Raw genomic sequence first — 17657 nt, forward strand, 5'->3', positions numbered from 1 at the left:
TGTAGGTCGGGTGTCCGCGTGAGGGCAGGGGGTGGCGCCGTCCTCCGCGCTAGCCTCGACGGGAGCGAAAGGCCGTGCCATGACCGCACCCCTCCCGCTCGCGGGCGTCCGCGTCCTCGAGCTCGGCAACTTCATCGCGGCGCCCACGGCTGGCCGGCTGCTCGCCGACTTCGGCGCCGAGGTGATCAAGGTGGAGCGGCCCGGCACGGGGGACGAGCTGCGCCGCTGGCGGCTGCACGAGGGGTCCGAGACCTCGCTCCTCTTCCACACGATCAACCGCAACAAGCGCTCGATCGCGCTCGACCTGCGCACGGACGAGGGGCGCGACGCCGTCCGCCGCCTGGTCGCCGAGTGCGACGTGGTGCTCGAGAACTTCCGGCCCGGCACGCTCGAGCGCTGGGGGATCGGACCGGACGTGCTCGACGGGGCCCGGCCCGGCATCGTGATCGGCCGCATCTCCGCGTTCGGGCAGACCGGCCCGCTGTCGGCCCGGCCCGGATTCGCGGCGGTCGCGGAGGCGATGGGCGGGTTCCGCGAGCTTGTCGGCGACCCGGACCGGCCGCCCGTGCGCGTCGGCGTCTCGATCGGCGACTCGATCGCCGGGCTGTACGCGGGCTACGGAGTGATGATGGCGCTGTTCCAGCGCGAGACCCGCCGCTCCGCGGGGCTGGATCCGGCACCGCTGGCGGAGCGGGTCGTCGACGTGGCGCTGCACGAGGCGATGTTCTCGATGACGGAGTCGCTGATCCCCGACTTCCAGGCGCACGGCATCGTCCGGGAGCGCGTCGGCGGGCGGATGGAGGGCATCGCCCCGACCAACGCCTACACCTGCGCCGACGGGGCGAGCATCGTGATCGCGGGGAACGCGGACGCGATCTTCCAGCGGCTGATGGCGGTGATCGGCCGCGCCGACCTGGGCGAGGACCCGGCGCTCGCCTCGAACGAGCAGCGCTGGGCCCGGCGCGACGAGCTGGACGCGGTGATCGGCGCGTGGACGGCGGGCCGCACCGCCGCCGAGGCGCTCGCGGTCCTCGACGACGAGGGCGTCCCCTCCGGCCCGATCTACACGGCCGCCGACATCAGCGCGAGCGAGCAGTACGCGGCGCGCGACATGATCCAGGCCTTCGACGTCGAGGACGCCGGCGGCACCCTGCGCGGCGTGGGCTTCCCGGGGATCGTGCCGGTGCTCGGCGGCCGCTCCCTCCCCATCCGCTCGCTCGCGCCCGACCTGGGCCAGGACACCGAGGAGGTGCTGGGGATGCTCCGGCGCACCGGTCCCGCTGCTCCCTCCGCCGGCGGGGCTCCTGCCGCTCCCTCCGCCGCCGCTGCCGAGGAGGCCGGCCGGTGACCGCGCTCGCCTCCGCGCGCCTGCGCGACGTCACCCTCCGCGACGGCCTGCAGCTCACCGGCAAGCTCCTGACGACCGAGCGCAAGGTCGACCTCGCGCGCACGCTGCTCGCCGCGGGAGTGCCCGAGCTCGAGATCGGCTCGCTCGCGCGCGGCGACCTCGTCCCTCCGATGGCCGACACTCTCGACGTGATCGCCGCGCTCACTCCCGAGGAGCTGGAGCGGTGCTGGGTGTGGGTCGCGACTCCGCGCCACGTCGAGCGTGCGGCCGCCGCGGGGGCGCGCCGCTTCCAGTACTGCTTCTCGGCGTCCGACTCGCACAACCTCGCCAACGTCGGCAGGCCGACCGAGGCGAGCATGGCCGCGATGCCGGAGGCGGTCGCGCTCGCCGAGAGCGTCGGCGGGCGGATCCAGCTGTGCATCGCCACCTCGTTCACCTGCCCGTTCGAGGGCCCGGTCGACCCGGAGCGCGTGCTCGCGATCGCGCGCGACCCGCGAGCGGAGGGAGCGGCCGACGTGGTCGTCTGCGACACGCTCGGGCAGGCGCACGCCGGCCAGGTGGCGTCGCTCGTCTCGCGCGTGGCCGCGGAGACCCCGCCCCGCGAGATCGTGTTCCACGGGCACGACACCTGGGGCTCGGGCGTCGCGAACGCGATCGCCGCCGTGCAGGCCGGGGCCGCGGTGGTCGACGGCGCGCTCGGCGGCCTCGGCGGCTGCCCCTTCGCGCCGGGCGCCAGCGGCAACACGGCGACCGAGGACCTCCTGTTCGCCCTGCGCCCCGACTGGTTCACGCCCGGCGCGCTCGCGGTCCTCGTCGGCGAGTCGGAGGCGCTGCTCGCCGAGCTCGGCGAGCCCGGCCGCTCGAAGGCCGCGCAGGGCGCCCGCTCGAACGCCCCCGCCTTCCCCTGGGCGCTCTGAGCGGGTCGTCTCCCGCTCGCCGGTCCGAGGCGTCGCGAACGGCCGCCTCCCGCCGCGGAGGACGACCGTTCGCGACGCCTCGACAGCGTCGTGCGGGTCAGCGCGCGAGCAGCGCGCCGAGGCGTGCGCGCTCGGCGCGGAGGACGTCGACCAGGAGGGACCCCTCGGGTGCGGCGAGCCAGCGCTCCAGGGCGAGGTCGAAGAGGGCGGAGGCCGCGAGGGCGGCGAGGGCCGCGTCCTCCGGCGTGACTCCGGCGTCGACGAGGGCGGCGCGCATGCTCTCGGCGAGGGCGGCCGACTTCAGGAGCTCGCGCTCGCGCAGCTGCGGCTCGGAGCGCACGACGGCACGGCGGGCGGCGATCGGAGCGCGCCAGGTCTGGAGGTCGCCCGAGGCGGCCGCCTCGAGGCCGTGCATCACGAGGTCCATCGGCGCGAGGCCGGCGGGGGCGCCGGCGAGCAGGCGGCCGACGAGCTCGGGGAACTCGCGCTCGCGGAGGAAGAGGACGTCGCGCTTGTCGGCGAAGTGGCGGAAGAAAGTGCGGGTGGTGAGCCCGGCGCGTTCCGCGATCGCGGGGACGGTGGTGCCCGCGTAGCCGTGCTCGGCGAAGAGCTCCATCGCCGCCTGCTCGAGGCGGAGGGCGGCATCGGGGGCCCAGCGTGACATCCGCCCAGGATAGCTGACGACACGACGTGTCATCAGGAGTAGTGTGACGACACGTCCTGCCATCACTTCTGACTGGAGCCGGCCGTGCCCGAGAACGCCGCCGCCCTGCTGACCGCCCCGCGGGCCGACCTCGTCGTCCGCCCCGCTCCTATGCCCGTCCCAGGTCCGGGGGAGGTCCTGCTGCGCAACCGCGCCCTGGCCGTGAATCCGGTCGACGAGATGAAGCAGTGGACGGGCGATCTGATGTTCCGGTGGGTGCCGTACCCGGCGGTGCTCGGGGAGGACGTGGCCGGAGTGGTCGAGGCGGTCGGCCCTGGAGTGACGCGCTTCGCCGTCGGCGACCGGGTCGTCGCGTACGCGGTCGGGATGGAGCGCGGGCGGCGGAACCGCGACGAGGGCGCCTTCCAGGAGTACACGGTCGTGCGCGAGGACCTGGCGGCGCCGATCCCCGACCGGCTGGGCTTCGAGGAGGCGGCGGTGCTGCCGCTCGCGGTCTCGACGGCGGCGACGGCGCTGTTCCAGCGGGACCACCTCGCCCTGCTGCACCCGAGCGTCCCGGTCCGGCCGACGGGCAGGACGGTCGTGGTCTGGGGCGGGACGACGAGCGTGGGGAGCAACGCGATCCAGCTCGCCGTCGCCTCCGGGCACCGCGTGGCGACGACCGCGTCGCCCCGCAACCACGATCGGATGCGCGAGCTGGGCGCCGAGATCGTCCTCGACTACCGCAGCCCCACCGTCGTCGCCGACCTGGTGGCGGCGCTCGCGGGCCACGAGGTCGCGGGGGTGCTCGCGATCGGGACGGGTTCCGGTGCCCCGTCGGTGGCGGTGGCCGCGGCCACCGGAGCGCGACGCGTCGCCCTGGCCAGCCCCTCCGTCTCGTTCGGCTCGCTCCCGCGTCGGCGCGGTGTCAGCGCCGCCTTCGTGCGGACGATGCTGCGCGTGGTCGGCGGCACCGCGGCGCTGCAGATCGCGGCCCGGCGCCGCGGCATCCGCGCCCGCTTCGTCTGGGGCGGCTCGCTGATGACGAACGAGGTGGGGCCGATGCTGTGGCGCGACCACCTGCGGGCGGCGCTCGCCGAGGGCCGTCACGTCTGCGCCCCGGCGCCCGAGGTGGTGGGTGAGGGGCTCGCCGCGCTGCAGCCCGCCCTCGACCGGCTGCACGAGGGTGTGTCGGCGGTGAAGCTGGTCGTCCGGCTCTGAGGGCGGGCCGCCGCCGCCCGCCCAGGCCGTGCCGCGGACCGGCCGCTCCGCCCGCAGCCGCTCCGCCCGAGCCGTGCCGCCGAGTGGCCGCAGCGCCGGAGCCTCGGTATCGTGGCGCGCTCCGACGCGACCCGAGGAGATCCCGTGATCCGCCGCACCGCCCCCGGAGCCGCCGCGCTCCTCCTGCTCGCCCTGACCGGCTGCTCCGCCGGGTCGTCGCCCGCGGCGTCCCCGTCCGCCACTCCGGAGCCCGTCGGCGGCCTCGGGGTCGCCGTCTCGGCGCTCTGCGAGCCCGGCTCCGATCCGCAGTGCGTCCCGGTCGGCGGGCAGGACGTCCTCGTCGATCCCGAGGACTTCACCCGCGCGGGCGTCGCCGCGCTCGAGGCCGATCCGAGCACGGGGGCCGTCGACGTCCGGTTCGACGAGGCGGGCGCCGCCCTCCTGCGCCGCGGCTCCCAGGCGGCCATCGACGAGGGGGCCGACGCCCGGCTCCTCCTCCGCGTGGGCGACCGGGTCGAGTCTGCGCTCTCCGTCATGCAGCCGATCGAGGGCGACACCGTGCAGATAGTTCCCGCGGAGGGCGACGCGCAGGGGCTGGTCGACCGGATCCTCGCCGGCTGACGCCCGCCTAGGATCGGCGCATGGCGAAGGGTTTCCGCACGGAGCGCGCGCAGGCGCTCCTCCTCGCGCAGCCCTGGGCGCTCTCGCTGGTGAGCGCCGTCTTCGTGGCGGGGATGCTCTGGCTGGCGGCGGACGCGGGCTGGGATCTCGGCGCGGTCGTCGGCGGCGGACGCCGGCACGCGCCGCTGTGGCTGGTGCTCCTGCTCGGCCTGCCGCTGTTCGGCGCCGGAGTGGTGCTCGGCGCGGTCCGGCAGGTGCGGCTCCTGCGGCGGCCGGCGGCGCCGCCCGTCCCGAGTCCGGAGGCGGAGCGGCTGCGGCGCGAGGGCCCGGGCTGGCTCAGCCGGCGCGAGGACGAGCGAGCGGCGCAGGGCGGGACCGGGAGCGCGCAGGGCGGCACCGGCGGCACACCGGACGTGATCGGCAGCGCTCCCGACGGCACGGACGACCCGCGCGACGAGGCCCGCTGACCGCGCCTCAGAGGTGCAGCATCCCCCAGTCGATGATCACGGCCAGCGCCGTGTAGGCCGCGGCCACTGCTCCGACCGCCTTGCCCGCGCGGTCGAGGTCGGCCTGCGGGTCCGGACCGGCGTCGGCGACGACCCGGAGCAGCGCTCCGACCAGCGCGATCAGCGTGATCGCCAGGATCCAGACCTTCAGCGACGCGTGCGGGTCGACGTGCGCGAGCGTCAGCGCGACGACCGGCACCGCCACCACGAGCACCGACGCCAGCACCAGGAGGCAGCCGCGCCGGGTGAGGCCGGTCGGCCCGAAGGAGCCGCCGCGCATCCAGGCGCGCACGCGCTGCCTCCGCGAGGCGGGCGGACCGCCGGCGGAGTCCGCGTCGGTCGAGGGCCCCCAGTCCTGCGCGGTCGTCATCGCGCGGTGCCGGAGCGGTCGGGAGTCGGGCTGGGCCGCATCGGGTCCTCCAGGAGACGAGGGGGCACGTCGGACGGTGGTGCCGACCCCTCAGTCTCGGGAGCGCCTCCGGCAGCGGCAAGCGCCTCTTCCGGACATGTCCGGAAGAGGACGCTCAGGCCCGTCCCTGCAGGATCAGATTCCAGTACACCCACGGCAGGACGCGGCGGTCGGCGAGGTAGGTGAGGCGCCGCTCCTTCGCCAGGCCCGTCCAGAAGGGGACGGTCGGCTTCGGGCGGTAGCGGTCGTCGAACTCGGCGAACACCACGCTCGACCGCGAGACCACGAAGGGGCAGACGGAGTAGCCGTTGTACACGCGGGGGAGCGGGCGCCCCTTCTGCGCGGCGACGAGGTTCTTCGCGAGTGTGGTGGTCTGCTGGCGCAGTGCTCCTCCGGACTTCGAGTTGACCGTGGCCGCCGCGTCGCCGAGCGCCCAGACGTCGGGGAACCGCGGGTGCCGCAGGGTCAGCGGGTCGACCTCGACGAAGCCGCCCTCGTCGCCCTCGGCGGCCAGTCCGGTGCCGGCCAGCCAGTCGGGGGCCGACTGCGGGGGCACGGCGTGCAGCACGTCGTACGACAGCGTCTCGCGCGGGCCGTCGGTCGAGCGCCGCGCGCGGTCGGGGCCGGGGAGGGCGGTCGCGCGCTCGTCGACGGCGAGGACGACCCGCCGCTCGGCCGCGTCGACCTCGACCAGCTCGCGGCCGTAGCGGACCTCGATCCCGTACTCCGCCACCTTCCGCTCGAGCTCGGAGTCGATCAGCAGCATCCCGAACAGGGTGGGGGTCGGCACGACGAGCACGACGCGGATGCGGTCGAGGACGCCGGTCGCGCGCCAGTAGTCGCAGGCGAGGTACATCGGCTTCTGCGAGGCGCCGGAGCAGGTGCCGGGGCCGCCGGGCTGCGTGAAGACGACGGTGCCGGAGCGGACCTCGCGGAGCACCTGCGACGCCTTGCGGGCGTACTCGTACTCGTAGTTGGACACTCCGAACGGCGAGTCCATCGCCTCCTGGAGCCCGGGGACCGCGGCCCAGTCCTTCTGGATCCCGGGGCAGACGACGAGCTGCCCGTAGCCGACGGTGCGGCCGGAGAGGAGGGTGACCGTGTGCGCGACCGGGTCGATCGTCTCGACGCGGTCCTGGATCCAGACGACCCCCTTCGGCGTCACCGAGCCCTGGGGCCGGGTCGCCGCGGAGGGGGGTGCTGTGCCGCCCGCGACGTGGGAGAGCATCGGCTGGTAGACGTGGGTCGACCGGGGCTCGATCACCGCGACGTCCTCCACTCCGTAGCGCCGCAGCCGCCCCGCGGTCGAGAGTCCGGCGTTGCCGCCGCCGATGATGAGGACGTCGTGGCGGGCCGCGCCGGGATCGGTCATGGCCTCACCCTAGGGGCGCGCCGGGGCGAGCGGACGGGCTTGCGCAGACCCGCGGAAGGGGGTGCGCTCGGAGCGCTTCGGGACGGTGATCCCGCACGGCCGCCCGGCTCGCGTCAGGCCGCCTCGAGCGCCTCGATCGCGGTCCTCGCGGTCGCGCAGGGGTAGGAGTCGTACCCGTCGTGGGCGTCGAAGGCGCGGCACTCGGCGCAGCGCAGCCGCACTCCGGCGCCGCCCTCGAGGACGCGCTCCGGGCGGTGCCCGTGCAGGATGACGGCGAGGCTCGCGACGAGGGGGTCGCTGCTCACCAGCGCGCTCCGCAGCGCCTCCGACCGGCGGCGGAGGTAGTCGTCCGCCACGGCGTCGATCGACTGCTCGGGAAGGTCCGGCTCGGGCCAGGAGGCAGGCCGCTCGACGGGCAGGTCGAGCTCGTCGAAGCCCATCGACCAGTCCGGGAAGCGGCGCTGCTCGTGCACGCTGGTCCAGACGGTGACCACTCCCTCGTGCCGCGGGTCGGCGAGGATCCGCGCGTAGAGCGAGCGCACGTCCGACTCCTCGCCCTCGAGCAGCTGCATCACGCGGCGGCCGCGGAAGACGAGCATCCCCGAGACGCCGTGCTCGACGTTGTTGCGGCGGCTCGTCTCGAGCAGCCGGCGGATCTCCCCCGAGCCCAGGTCGCGGTCGAGCGTGCTGACGTAGACGACGGTGAAGACGAGGGAGTCGCGCCGCGGCGAGTGCTCGACGAGGTGGAGCGTCGCGGGGGAGTGGGCGCCGGTCTCGGGGTCCATCAGGGCCGCGACCTCCGGGAACTCGAGCCAGATCAGGTCCTCCGGAGCGCTCGGCTCCACGGCGGTGACCGCCGGGACCGCGTCCAGCCACTGCGTCCGCTGGCGGAGGTCGGCGGCGACCGCCTTCTCGTCGAGCCCGGGCAGGAGGCCTGCGGCGCCGGAGACGAAGAGGCTCGTCGCGGAGTTGAGCAGCAGCGTCACGACCGTCGCGTGGCCGTCGCCGCCGAGCACGGGGAGCTCGACACTGTCGGTGCGGCCGTGGGCGGCGAGCCCGGAGGCGTAGGAGACGAGTGCGTCGGCGACCGCGTCCCCCACCTGGAAGGTCGCGCCGGCGTACTGGATCTGCTTCATAGCCCTACGATGCGCCTGCGGCGGATCCACGGGTAGGGGTACCGGTGCCGGGTGGAGCGTGCAGGGGTCGCGGCTGCTCCCGTCCGAGGAGCACGGAGCGGCGGGACCGCGCCCAGTCGGCCGTCGAGCGGGCCGGCGTCCCCGTGATCCGCTCGACCTCGTCGGTGAGCACGTCGACGCCGTCCAGGCCGCGGCGGGCGACGACTCCGAACTGCCGACGGAGCCCCTCCGCCTGCCACACGGACATGCCGGCGAGGCGCAGGACCCCGGCGAACACGCGGCTGGGCAGGTGCAGGTAGCGGACGCGCCGCCCCAGGCCCGCGGTCAGCTCGCGGGCGGCGCCGGGTCCGTCGAGCAGGGCCGGTCCGGTGAGGACGGGCTCGGCGCCGGTGTGCCCTCCCGCCTCGAGGACGTGCGCGGCGACCCGGGCGATGTCGGCGGTGTCGATCCACGGGATGACGCCGCGCCCCATCGTCTGCGGGAGCAGACCGCGCGAGATCGCGGGCGCCGAGGGCTCGAGGTTCGTCAGGAAGCCCGAGGCGTGGAGGATCGTCGCGGGCAGCCCGGAGGCGCGCACCCGCTCGTCGGTCCGCCAGATCGCGCGGCCCCAGGTGAGCGGCGAGTGCTCGGCCGCGTCGCCGCCGGAGAGCTGCACGAGCGCGCGGACGCCCGCCTCCTGGGCGGCGCGGACGGCGGTGGCGCCGTGCTCGGCCTGGCGCGGGGTGGCGGCGGTGACCAGGAAGAGCTGGTCGGCGCCCCGGAGGGCGGCGGTCAGCGCGGCCCCGTCGCCGAGGTCGGCGATCCGTGCGTCGAGGCCGCGGGCCGCGAGGGCCGCCGCCTGCTCGGGCCGGCGGACGATCGCGCGGACGGGCGCGCCGGCCGCCACGAGCCGCTCGAAGGTCTTGCCGCCGACGTCGCCGGTGACTCCGGTGATCGCGATCACATCGCTCATGATTCCTCCTACGTATCAACTAACTGATACTCGAAGACTACGCCGCTACGCTCGGTCCATGTCCTCGGAGTTCTCCCTGACCCGCGACGACGTCGACGCGATCGCCGCCTGGACGGTCATCCGCGCCGCCCGCGACCTGGCGAGGCGGGTCGGCGACGCGCTCGCGCCGGTCGGGCTCAGCCCGGTCGAGTTCGGCGTGCTGGCACAGCTCTCGGCGGCCGACGGGCTGACGCAGGCCGACCTCGCCCGCGCCGTCGGCGTCCGCCCGCAGAGCATGACCGCCCTGGTCGCCGGGCTGGCGGAGCGGGGCCTGCTCGACCGGGGCGCCGAGCGCGGCCGCGGCCGTCACTCCCGGATCGCCCTGACCCCGGCGGGGCGCGACCTCCTCGCGGCCGCCTACCCGCTCGTGCGGGCCGGCAACGCGTGGTTCGGCGGCGAGGAGCGCGCCGACGCCGTCGCGACCGCGCTGCGCCCGCTGCTCGGCGGGCAGTCGGGCCCGGGGCACGAGGTCCCCTGAGCGGACGGGGCGGGGAGGCTCGGCAGCGGGAGAGACGGCTCCTCCTCCGAGCGCTCGTGCACACCCGGCCCCCTCGCGGGTGCCACCGGTACCCTGGTGCGGTGCCCCTGACCCTCCCTCCGCTGAGCCGCGCCCGCGCGCGCGCCGCCGCGGCGTACCCGACCCGGCAGCTGCTGACCAAGCGCGCCTCGGGCACGAACGGATGGCTCAGCTCGTGGGGGACGAACGCGCACGGCGAGATCGCCGGCTGCCCGCCGCCGCGCGGCTGACCCGCGACCGCCCCTCCTCCGGAGCCCGCGGCCGCGTTCCCGCGCTCACCCACCCCTCCGGACGGAACCCCTCATGCCGCACCAGCCCCTGCCCGCCGATCAGGCCCCCCACTCGATCTGGCGGGGACTCCGCCAGACCCTCCAGAAGGACACGGTCGGCGGAGCGTTCCTGCTCACCGCGACCCTCCTCGCCCTGATCGTCGCGAACAGCCCCGCGTCCGCGCTCTACACCGCGGTCCGCGACTTCCGCTTCGGCCCCGAGGCCCTGCACCTCGAGCTGAGCGTCGGGTCGTGGGCGGCCGACGGCCTGCTCGCGATCTTCTTCTTCGTCGTCGGGCTCGAGCTCAAGGAGGAGTTCGTCGCCGGCAAGCTCCGCGACCCCAAGACGGCGCTCGTGCCGATCGTCGCGGCCGTCGGCGGCGTGGCCGTCCCCGCCCTGATCTTCACCGCGGTGAACCTGCCCCGCGGAGGAGCCGCGCTGGACGGCTGGGCGATCCCCGCCGCCACCGACATCGCCTTCGCCGTCGCGGTGATCGCCGTGGTCGGCCGCTTCCTCCCGCCGGCGCTGCGGACGTTCCTCCTCACGCTCGCCGTGGTGGACGACCTCATCGCGATCACGATCATCGCCGTCTTCTACACCGCCGGCATCGACGTGCTGATGCTCCTGCTCGCGCTGGTGCCGCTGGCGGTCTTCGCGGTCTGCGTGCAGCGCGGCGTGCGCGCCTGGTGGGTGCTGATCCCGCTCGGAGTGGCGACGTGGGCGCTCGTGCACGCCTCGGGCATCCACGCCACGGTCGCGGGCGTGCTGCTCGGCTTCACCGTGCCGGTCGTCGCGTCGAGGCGCGCCCGAGTTCAGGTGGGGTCGGACGCGGAGGGGCGCCCGGTCTACGACGGCCTCGCCGCCCACTTCGCCGACCGCTGGAGCGTCCTCTCGACCGCGGTCGCGGTGCCGGTCTTCGCGTTCTTCTCGGCCGGAGTGACGGTCGGCGGAGTCGCGGGCCTGGTCGACTCGTTCCAGGACTCGATCGCCGTGGGCATCATCGCGGGCCTCGTGCTCGGCAAGCCGCTCGGCATCGCCGGGAGCACCTTCCTCCTGACCCGGTTCCGCGGCATCGGCCTGGATCCGTCGCTGCGCTGGGTGGACGTGATCGGCATGGCGTTCGTGGCCGGCATCGGATTCACGGTGTCGCTGCTGGTCGGCGAGCTGTCGTTCGGCGCGGGCAGCGAGTCCGACGACCATGTGAAGGTCGGCGTCCTGGCCGGCTCGTTCCTCGCGGCGGTGATCGGAGGCGCGATCCTCTCGGTCCGCAACCGCCACTACCGCCGTCTGCAGGGCTGACGCCCGGCGGGATCTCGCGGCGCCCGCGGCCCGGGCGGCTCGATCGGCACGCGCCTCCTGCTGGTCGAGCAGCCGCCGCAGGCGCCCTGTCGAGACCCGCGCGGCTCAGCCGTGCAGGCCGTGGACGACCGCGTGGCCGCGGCCGCGGGAGATGAGCAGGCGGTTCACCGGGGTCGTGACGACGAAGGCCAGGGCCAGGGCGCCGGCGAGCGAGCCCCAGAAGAGGCCGGACGAGAGGCCCGCGTCCATCGCTCCGGGGATCGCGAGCACCACCGTGTTGTCGACGACCTCCATCACGGCGATCGAGACGGTGTCGGCCGCCAGCGCGATGCCGACGGCGGCGCGCCACGTCACTCCGGAGCGGAGCACGCCCCGCAGCGTGAGCGCGTAGCCGAACACGAAGGCGAGGACGATCGAGAGGGCGACCGTCGCCAGGGCGGGCAGCCCCAGGGCGGAGCCGATCACCATGCCGAGGACCTCGCCGATCGCGCAGCCGGTCAGGCAGTGCAGGGTCGCGAGGGCGGCGGCGCGCCAGGTGGTCGGGTGGTGGTGGGCGTGGTCGGTCATGGTGTCTCCTCCGGTTCGGTCCAGGGGAGTGCAACATACCCCCGGGGGGTATATTCCCGACCCGGCCGTCGGAGTCTCCTGCGGCTCCGCAGGCCCGCGAGCCGTTCGCCCGGGCGCGCTACCCTCGCCCCGTGCTCCTCCGAGCACCGCCCCTCGACACCAGGAGCCCCGATGGCCGCCCCCACCGTCCTCTTCGTCTGCATCCACAACGCCGGCCGCTCGCAGATGGCCGCCGGCTACCTCCGCGCCCTCTCCGGCGGCGCCGTCGAGGTCCGCTCCGGCGGCTCCGAGCCCGGCGACAGCATCAACCCGATCGCGATCGAGGCGATGGCGGAGGAGGGCATCGACATCTCGCAGGCCGTCCCGCAGCTGATGACCACCGAGCAGGTCCAGGCCTCCGACGTCGTGATCACGATGGGCTGCGGCGACGTCTGCCCCGTCTTCCCGGGCAAGCGCTACGAGGACTGGGACCTCGCCGACCCGAAGGGCCGACCGCTCGAGGAGGTCCGCTCGATCCGCGACGACATCAGGGCCCGCGTGCAGGCGCTCGTCGCGGAGCTGCTGCCCGCCTGAGCCGTTCGATGCGGTCCGGCCGCGTCAGCGTTCGGCGGGAGGCGGGAACGTCCGCCCGACCGGAGGCGAGCCCGCCGGGAGCGCCGCGCGCGCCCGGTGCAGGAAGACGGCGGTCATGACGACCCGGGCGCGGGCCGGCGACGAGTCGAGCGGGCCGATCAGCTCCTCGATCCGCGCGAGCCGGTCGTAGAGGGTCTGCCGGCCGATGCCGAGCGCGGCCGCCGTCGCCGTCTTGCTCCCCCACAGCGACGCGAAGGCCTCGAGGGTGGCGAGCAGCTCGCCGCGCTGGGCGCGCAGGGGCCCGAGCACCTCCTCGACGAGGTCGTCCGCCTCCGGATCGTTTTGCAGGGAGCTCGCGAACCGCTCCAGGCGGTACTGGCGCGAGTCGACGACTCCGCCCGCGGGCGCCCACTCGAGCGCGCCGCGCACCTCCGCCAGCTCCCGCGGCACCCGCTCCTGCCCGCCGAGCCCGCTGCCGACGCAGAGCAGAGCGTCCGAGTCGAGGGCGGCGCCGAGGCGCAGCAGCTCCGCGCGGCCCTCCTCCATCGCGGCGGCGGTGGCGAACGGCAGCAGCGCCAGCAGCTCGGAGCCGACCACGCAGAGCACCGGGCCGGGATCCGCTCCTGCGCCCGTCAGGAGGCGGAGCAGAGCGCGGAGCCGCCGGTCGTCGTGACCGGTGTCGGCCCGGACGCCGAGGTAGCGCTCTCGGGAGCCGGCGCCGAGGCGGCCGAGGAAGGCGTCGATCTGGAGGTCGGCCGCCGGGTCCGCGCGCTCGACGGGCGCGATCGCGAAGAGCTGGGCGGTCAGCCGCTCGGTGACCGACGGCGGGCGGTGCCGGAGCACGGCGATCGCGAGGACGTCCGGCGCCCGGTCGAGCGCGACGGCGACGGCGTGGAGGTCGGCGTCGGCGTGGGCCCGCAGATGCAGGGTGCCCAGGAGGGAGTCGCCCGCGTGCAGCACGTTCGAGAACGTCCCGGCCGTCGGCTCCGTGTCGACGCCCGGCCCGGGCGAGGCGCGGGCGATCTCGTCGCCCGTGAGCGAGACGAGCGAGGCGGAGGCGCCCGTCGCGGAGGCGACGACCTGCAGGAGCTCGTCGACGCCGGCGTCCCCGGAGGCCGCGTCGGCCAGAAGACCGGACACTCTGTCCGCCAGTCGGATGCTCCGGAACTTCTGCTCGGTGAGGTGGGTGTTGATGCTCTCGCAGACCTGCACGAAGGGGACGCGCCGGGGCAGGGCGAGCACGGGGAGGCCGAGCTCGTCGGCCGCCGCGACGATCGGCGGCGGCACCGCGGGCAGGCGCGGCGAGAGCTCGAGAGCGAGGGCGCCGACTCCCGCATCCACCAGAGACCGCACGTACTCGCGGCACTCCGCCGGGTCCTGGTCGGTCGAGAGGAGCGCGCCCTCCATCAGGAGCAGCTCGCCTCCGAGGAGGAGGGGCGCGATGTCGAGCTGCTCGCTCGTGTGGGCCCAGCGGATCACGGCGCGCTCGGCGGCCGCGTGCCCGGCGGCCACCACCGGGAGCATGGCGGCGAGGCGCGGATCCCGCATCGCGTCCGACAGCAGGTAGGCCATACAGAACGTCCTCTCGCGTCACGGCGAATTTACACGCGGACGCGCCGCCCGAAACGGGTCCGCACGAGAGTGGAGCCTCACCGGGCGCCCCGCCCTCCCCTTCATCCCCCTCCCCGAGAGGATCCGCCATGAGCACCGACACCCTGCACGGCACCGCCGACGCCGAGGACGCGCTGAGTCCCCTGCCCGACTCCCGGCGCACCGCCCGGCTCGACGGGCAGTTCTGGATCTGGGCCGGCGCCAACATCGCCCCCATCAACTGGGTGCTCGGCGCCCTTGGCGTGAACATGGGCCTCGGCCTGGCGGACACCGTCACCGTCCTCGTGCTCGGCAACGTGGTCGGGATGGCGGTGTTCGGCTTCTTCGTCCTCCTCGGCCAGCGGACAGGGGCGACCGGGATGCTCGTGGGACGGGCGGTCTTCGGCCGGCGCGGCAACTACGTCCCGGCCGCGATCCAGGCCGTGGTCGTGATCGGCTGGTGCGCCATCAACACCTGGATCGTCCTCGACCTGGTCATCGCGCTCCTCGGCTCCGTCGGCGTCGTCGACCCGGAGCAGGCGAACGTCGGCTGGAAGATCGCGGTGGCCGCGGTGATCATGGCGGTGCAGGTCGCGATCTCCTTCCTCGGCTACCGCGCGATCGCCGCCTTCGAGCGCTGGACCGTGCCGCCGACCCTCCTGGTGCTGGCGATCATGTCGGTCGTCGCCTGGTTCTTCCTCGACATCGACTGGTCCTACGCCGGCCCCGCGGAGGGCGCGCTCACCGGCGGCGACCGCATCGCGGCCATGTCCATCGTGATGACCGCCATCGGCATCGGCTGGGGCCTCACCTGGCTCGCCTACGCCGGCGACTACTCCCGCTTCGTCGGACCCCGCTCCTCGAAGCGGGGGCTCTACCTCGCCAGCGTCCTCGGCCAGTTCATCCCGGTGGTCTGGCTCGGCGTCCTCGGCGCGACCCTCGCGACGAAGAACGGCTCCGTGGACCCAGGGGAGCTGATCGTCGAGAACTTCGGCGCCCTCGCGATCCCCGTGCTGCTCCTGGTGGTGCACGGCCCGATCGCGACCAACGTCCTCAACATCTACTCGTTCGGCATGGCGACCCAGGCCCTCGACATCCGGCTCGGGCGCCGCGCGCTCAGCCTCGTCGTCGGCGTGCTGGCCTTCGCGGCCGCGGTGTTCTTCGTCTTCCAGGACGACCTCGCCACCACGCTCGACGCGTGGCTGGTCGGCCTCGTCGGCTGGGTCGCCCCCTGGGGTGCGATCGTGCTGGTGCACTACACGGTGTTCGAGCCGCGCGTCCGCTCCTTCGGGCACCTGTTCGCCCCCGTCGGCTCGCCGCTGCTGCCGGACGTCCGCTGGCGGGCGCTGCTCTCCTTCGCGATCGGCGCGACCCTGACCTGGCTGTTCATGAACGGCTCGGTGCCCGCCCTGCAGGGTCCGGCCGCGACCGCCCTCGGCGGCGTCGACGTCTCGTGGCTCGCGGGCGGAGTCTCGGCCGGCCTCGCCTACCTCCTGCTCGGCCGGGACGCTCCCGCCTGGGTCGAGCGCCGGGAGTCGGCCGCGCCGGTCGCCGCGGAGCCCGAGCCCGTCCGCGGTCACGGTGAAGGCGTCGTCCGTGCGCGTCCCCGCGAGGAAGACGGTGTAGACGTCGGTGCCGTCCTCGGCGGTGCGCTTCCCGGCCGCCGCGCCGACCCAGCGGTGCCCGCCCGGATCCGCCGTCGCCGTCTCCCCGAGGGTCGCGTCGATCGCGGCCGGGTCGACGTTCACGGCGCGGATCCCGTCCTGGCACTCGCGCCAGACGCCCGTGAATCCGGGGTCGGGGTCGGAGTAGCAGAACATCATCGACCCGTCGGGCGCGACGTGCAGGTCGCCGTAGCCGCCGACCACCGGCCCGGAGACGGGGGCGGCCGTGGGCCCGGTCGTCGGCTCGGGGTCGGCCGGCGCGGTGCACCCGGCGAGCGCGAGGACGAGCACCGCCACCGCTCCCGCTCGCCACCTCATGTGCGCAACCTACTGGAGCCGCGCCCCCGCCCGTCCGTGTGCCGAGCCGGGAGTCCACCGGGAGGCGGCCCGCCCTCAGACCAGCCGGCGGCCGCTGAAGCGGTCGACGGGGGCGTCGTGCCGCATCGCCCGCTCGTACATCCGCCGGAACGGCTCGGTGAGCACGCCGTTCGTCCGGTCCAGCGAGTCCTGCCAGGCCACGATCTCCCCCAGCTGCGCGGCGAGATCCGCGCGGAGGGCCGCCTCGTCGACGGCGGTCGAGACGCCCTTCGAGACGACGACCCGGCCCGCGACGATCACGGTGTCGATCGACGAGCCGTTCTCGGAGTAGACGAGCTGGTTCTCGAGCCGCTGGCGCGGGGTGAAGTTCAGCGTCTCGAGGTCGTAGACGACGAGGTCGGCCTGCTTGCCGACCTCGATGCTGCCGGTGACGTCGTCGAGCACGGCGCTGCGCGCGCCTCCGATCGTGCCGGCCGTGAGCACCTCGGACACGGTCGGCCAGGTGGCGATGTCCGGATCCGTGACCTTGTGCAGGAGCGCCGCGGCCTTCACGACGTCGAGCATGCGCGGAGAGTCGCTGCTCGAGCAGCCGTCGGTGCCGAGGCCGAGGTTCACGCCCGCGTCGTGCAGCGCGCGCCACGGGGCGATGCCCGAGCCGAGCTTGAGGTTCGAGATCGGGTTGTGCGAGACGGACGTGCCGGCGGCGGCGATCCGCTCCATGTCGGAGTCGGTGAGCCAGATCCCGTGGGCGAAGGTCGTGTTCGGCGAGAGCGCGCCGATCCGCTCCATGTACTCGACCAGGGTCGAGCCGTAGGACAGCTCGCCGGTCACCAGCTGCGTCTTCGTCTCGAGGACGTGGATGTGGCACTCCGCCCCGTGCTCGAGCGCCAGCTCGGTCGCCCCCACGAGCAGCTCGGGCCCGCAGCGCTGAGGAGCGGACGGGGCGACCATGTAGCGCAGCCGCCCGCCTCCCCTCCCGTGCTGGGTCGCGAACGCCTCGCGGCTGAAGGCGAGGTAGCCCTCCGTCGTCGGGCGCGACGCCGACCGCGCCTGATCGAGGATCTCCGCCGGCACGTACTCCTCGAGGAACGGCATCGTCTCGTGGAAGGGCCTGCTGATCACGTGGCCCGAGATGTTGGCGCGGACTCCGATCTCGTCGTACGCGTCGAAGACCGCGGCGAGCTGCTCCGCGTCCTGGTCCGGGTTCTCGAGCACGTCGTCGACCAGGGTCGTGACCCCGGCCTTCAGCGATTCGAGGGCGAAGAGCGACGAGCGCAGCCGCACCAGATCCGGAGCGACGCGGCTGTTCCCGAGGATCGGGTACGACAGCAGCATCCACAGCTCGAGCGGCAGGTTGTCGTAGCGGCCCTTGTAGAGGTACTCCCACGAGTGGGTGTGGGCGTTGACGAAGCCGGGGACGACCAGGCGGTCGCGCCCGTCGATCACCTCGTCGCCCGGCTCGGGGACGAGGCCCGGGCCGATCGCGACGATCAGCTCGTCGACGATGCGGATGCTCGCCGTGATCGGGACGGCGCCCGAGACCGGGTCCATGGTGATCACGGCGGCGTCGGAGAGGAAGAGGGGCATGGCGGTTCCGTTCGTGGTGCGGGGTGCCCAGGAGGGAGTCGCCCGCGTGCAGCACGTTCGAGAACGTCCCGGCCGTCGGCTCCGTGTCGACGCCCGGCCCGGGCGAGG

17 protein-coding genes and 1 pseudogene are annotated in these 17657 nt (G+C 74.7%); 10 read left to right on the plus strand and 8 right to left on the minus strand.

The features are described from left to right. The first annotated feature begins 79 nt into the window (after positions 1–79). A complete protein-coding gene (locus tag C5C37_RS14245) occupies positions 80–1348 on the plus strand; it encodes a CaiB/BaiF CoA-transferase family protein (protein ID WP_104339137.1) in 1269 nt (422 codons plus the stop codon). After that, positions 1345–2265, plus strand: coding sequence for a hydroxymethylglutaryl-CoA lyase (locus tag C5C37_RS14250; protein WP_181127430.1), 921 nt, complete (start codon positions 1345–1347; stop codon positions 2263–2265). Before C5C37_RS14245 ends, C5C37_RS14250 begins: the two co-directional genes overlap by 4 nt. A gap of 97 nt (positions 2266–2362) precedes the next feature. Here C5C37_RS14250 and C5C37_RS14255 read toward each other — a convergent pair whose 3' ends face one another. Continuing rightward, positions 2363–2929 (minus strand): TetR/AcrR family transcriptional regulator, encoded by a 567-nt coding sequence (locus C5C37_RS14255; protein WP_181127431.1) that lies wholly within the window; start codon positions 2927–2929, stop codon positions 2363–2365. A gap of 84 nt (positions 2930–3013) precedes the next feature. Here C5C37_RS14255 and C5C37_RS14260 point away from each other — a divergent pair, with 84 nt between their 5' ends. The 3 genes from C5C37_RS14260 to C5C37_RS14270 all read left to right on the plus strand — a co-directional run bounded on the left by C5C37_RS14260 (position 3014) and on the right by C5C37_RS14270 (position 5217). Beyond that, positions 3014–4129, plus strand: a complete 1116-nt coding sequence (locus tag C5C37_RS14260; protein WP_104339139.1) for a zinc-binding alcohol dehydrogenase family protein — start codon at positions 3014–3016, stop codon at positions 4127–4129. A 144-nt stretch (positions 4130–4273) separates the two neighbouring features. Beyond that, positions 4274–4750 carry a hypothetical protein gene (locus C5C37_RS14265; RefSeq protein WP_104339140.1) on the plus strand — a complete coding sequence of 159 codons (477 nt, stop codon included), beginning with the start codon at positions 4274–4276 and terminating at the stop codon, positions 4748–4750. Between the two features lie 20 nt (positions 4751–4770). Then, on the plus strand, positions 4771–5217 hold the full coding sequence (locus tag C5C37_RS14270) for a hypothetical protein (RefSeq protein WP_104255608.1): 447 nt from the start codon (positions 4771–4773) through the stop codon (positions 5215–5217). A 7-nt stretch (positions 5218–5224) separates the two neighbouring features. On the opposite strand, the gene C5C37_RS14275 is transcribed toward C5C37_RS14270, so the two are convergent. The 4 genes from C5C37_RS14275 to C5C37_RS14290 form a co-directional block, all read right to left on the minus strand. Next, positions 5225–5626: a hypothetical protein gene (locus C5C37_RS14275; protein ID WP_104226999.1), complete on the minus strand. Its 402-nt coding sequence runs from the start codon at positions 5624–5626 to the stop codon at positions 5225–5227. A gap of 154 nt (positions 5627–5780) precedes the next feature. Further along, positions 5781–7037 (minus strand): NAD(P)/FAD-dependent oxidoreductase, encoded by a 1257-nt coding sequence (locus tag C5C37_RS14280; RefSeq protein ID WP_104339141.1) that lies wholly within the window; start codon positions 7035–7037, stop codon positions 5781–5783. A gap of 113 nt (positions 7038–7150) precedes the next feature. Beyond that, positions 7151–8173: a BLUF domain-containing protein gene (locus C5C37_RS14285; protein ID WP_104261083.1), complete on the minus strand. Its 1023-nt coding sequence runs from the start codon at positions 8171–8173 to the stop codon at positions 7151–7153. A 4-nt stretch (positions 8174–8177) separates the two neighbouring features. After that, positions 8178–9125, minus strand: a complete 948-nt coding sequence (locus C5C37_RS14290) for an NAD(P)H-binding protein (protein ID WP_104339142.1) — start codon at positions 9123–9125, stop codon at positions 8178–8180. A gap of 58 nt (positions 9126–9183) precedes the next feature. On the opposite strand from C5C37_RS14290, the gene C5C37_RS14295 reads away from it, so the two are divergent. The 3 genes from C5C37_RS14295 (at position 9184) to nhaA (ending at position 11250) form a co-directional block, all read left to right on the plus strand. Then, positions 9184–9642, plus strand: a complete 459-nt coding sequence (locus C5C37_RS14295) for a MarR family winged helix-turn-helix transcriptional regulator (protein WP_181027218.1) — start codon at positions 9184–9186, stop codon at positions 9640–9642. A 101-nt stretch (positions 9643–9743) separates the two neighbouring features. Next, positions 9744–9911, plus strand: coding sequence for a hypothetical protein (locus tag C5C37_RS17625; RefSeq protein WP_181027217.1), 168 nt, complete (start codon positions 9744–9746; stop codon positions 9909–9911). A gap of 73 nt (positions 9912–9984) precedes the next feature. Next, complete coding sequence (nhaA, locus tag C5C37_RS14300; protein WP_104269294.1) at positions 9985–11250, plus strand: Na+/H+ antiporter NhaA; 1266 nt, start codon at positions 9985–9987, stop codon at positions 11248–11250. Positions 11251–11355: 105 nt separating this feature from the next. Here nhaA and C5C37_RS14305 read toward each other — a convergent pair whose 3' ends face one another. After that, positions 11356–11817, minus strand: coding sequence for a DUF4396 domain-containing protein (locus tag C5C37_RS14305; protein WP_104234357.1), 462 nt, complete (start codon positions 11815–11817; stop codon positions 11356–11358). Between the two features lie 171 nt (positions 11818–11988). Between C5C37_RS14305 and C5C37_RS14310 the strand changes: the two genes are divergently transcribed. Further along, the gene (locus tag C5C37_RS14310) at positions 11989–12390 is read left to right on the plus strand and encodes an arsenate reductase ArsC (RefSeq protein ID WP_104222419.1); all 402 of its coding nucleotides are present in this window, start codon (positions 11989–11991) and stop codon (positions 12388–12390) included. 24 nt (positions 12391–12414) lie between these two features. On the opposite strand, the gene C5C37_RS14315 is transcribed toward C5C37_RS14310, so the two are convergent. Then, a complete protein-coding gene (locus C5C37_RS14315; protein ID WP_104339144.1) occupies positions 12415–13962 on the minus strand; it encodes a PucR family transcriptional regulator in 1548 nt (515 codons plus the stop codon). Between the two features lie 128 nt (positions 13963–14090). On the opposite strand from C5C37_RS14315, the pseudogene C5C37_RS14320 reads away from it, so the two are divergent. Next, positions 14091–15386, plus strand: a pseudogene (locus tag C5C37_RS14320) (purine-cytosine permease family protein); the annotation flags it as partial. A gap of 651 nt (positions 15387–16037) precedes the next feature. On the opposite strand, the gene C5C37_RS14330 reads toward C5C37_RS14320, so the two are convergent. Continuing rightward, positions 16038–17549 (minus strand): amidohydrolase family protein, encoded by a 1512-nt coding sequence (locus C5C37_RS14330; RefSeq protein WP_104324888.1) that lies wholly within the window; start codon positions 17547–17549, stop codon positions 16038–16040. Positions 17550–17657: the final 108 nt, after the last annotated feature.

Origin of the sequence: Rathayibacter sp. AY1F9 (assembly GCF_002932155.1) — a bacterium.
GTDB lineage: Bacteria > Actinomycetota > Actinomycetes > Actinomycetales > Microbacteriaceae > Rathayibacter.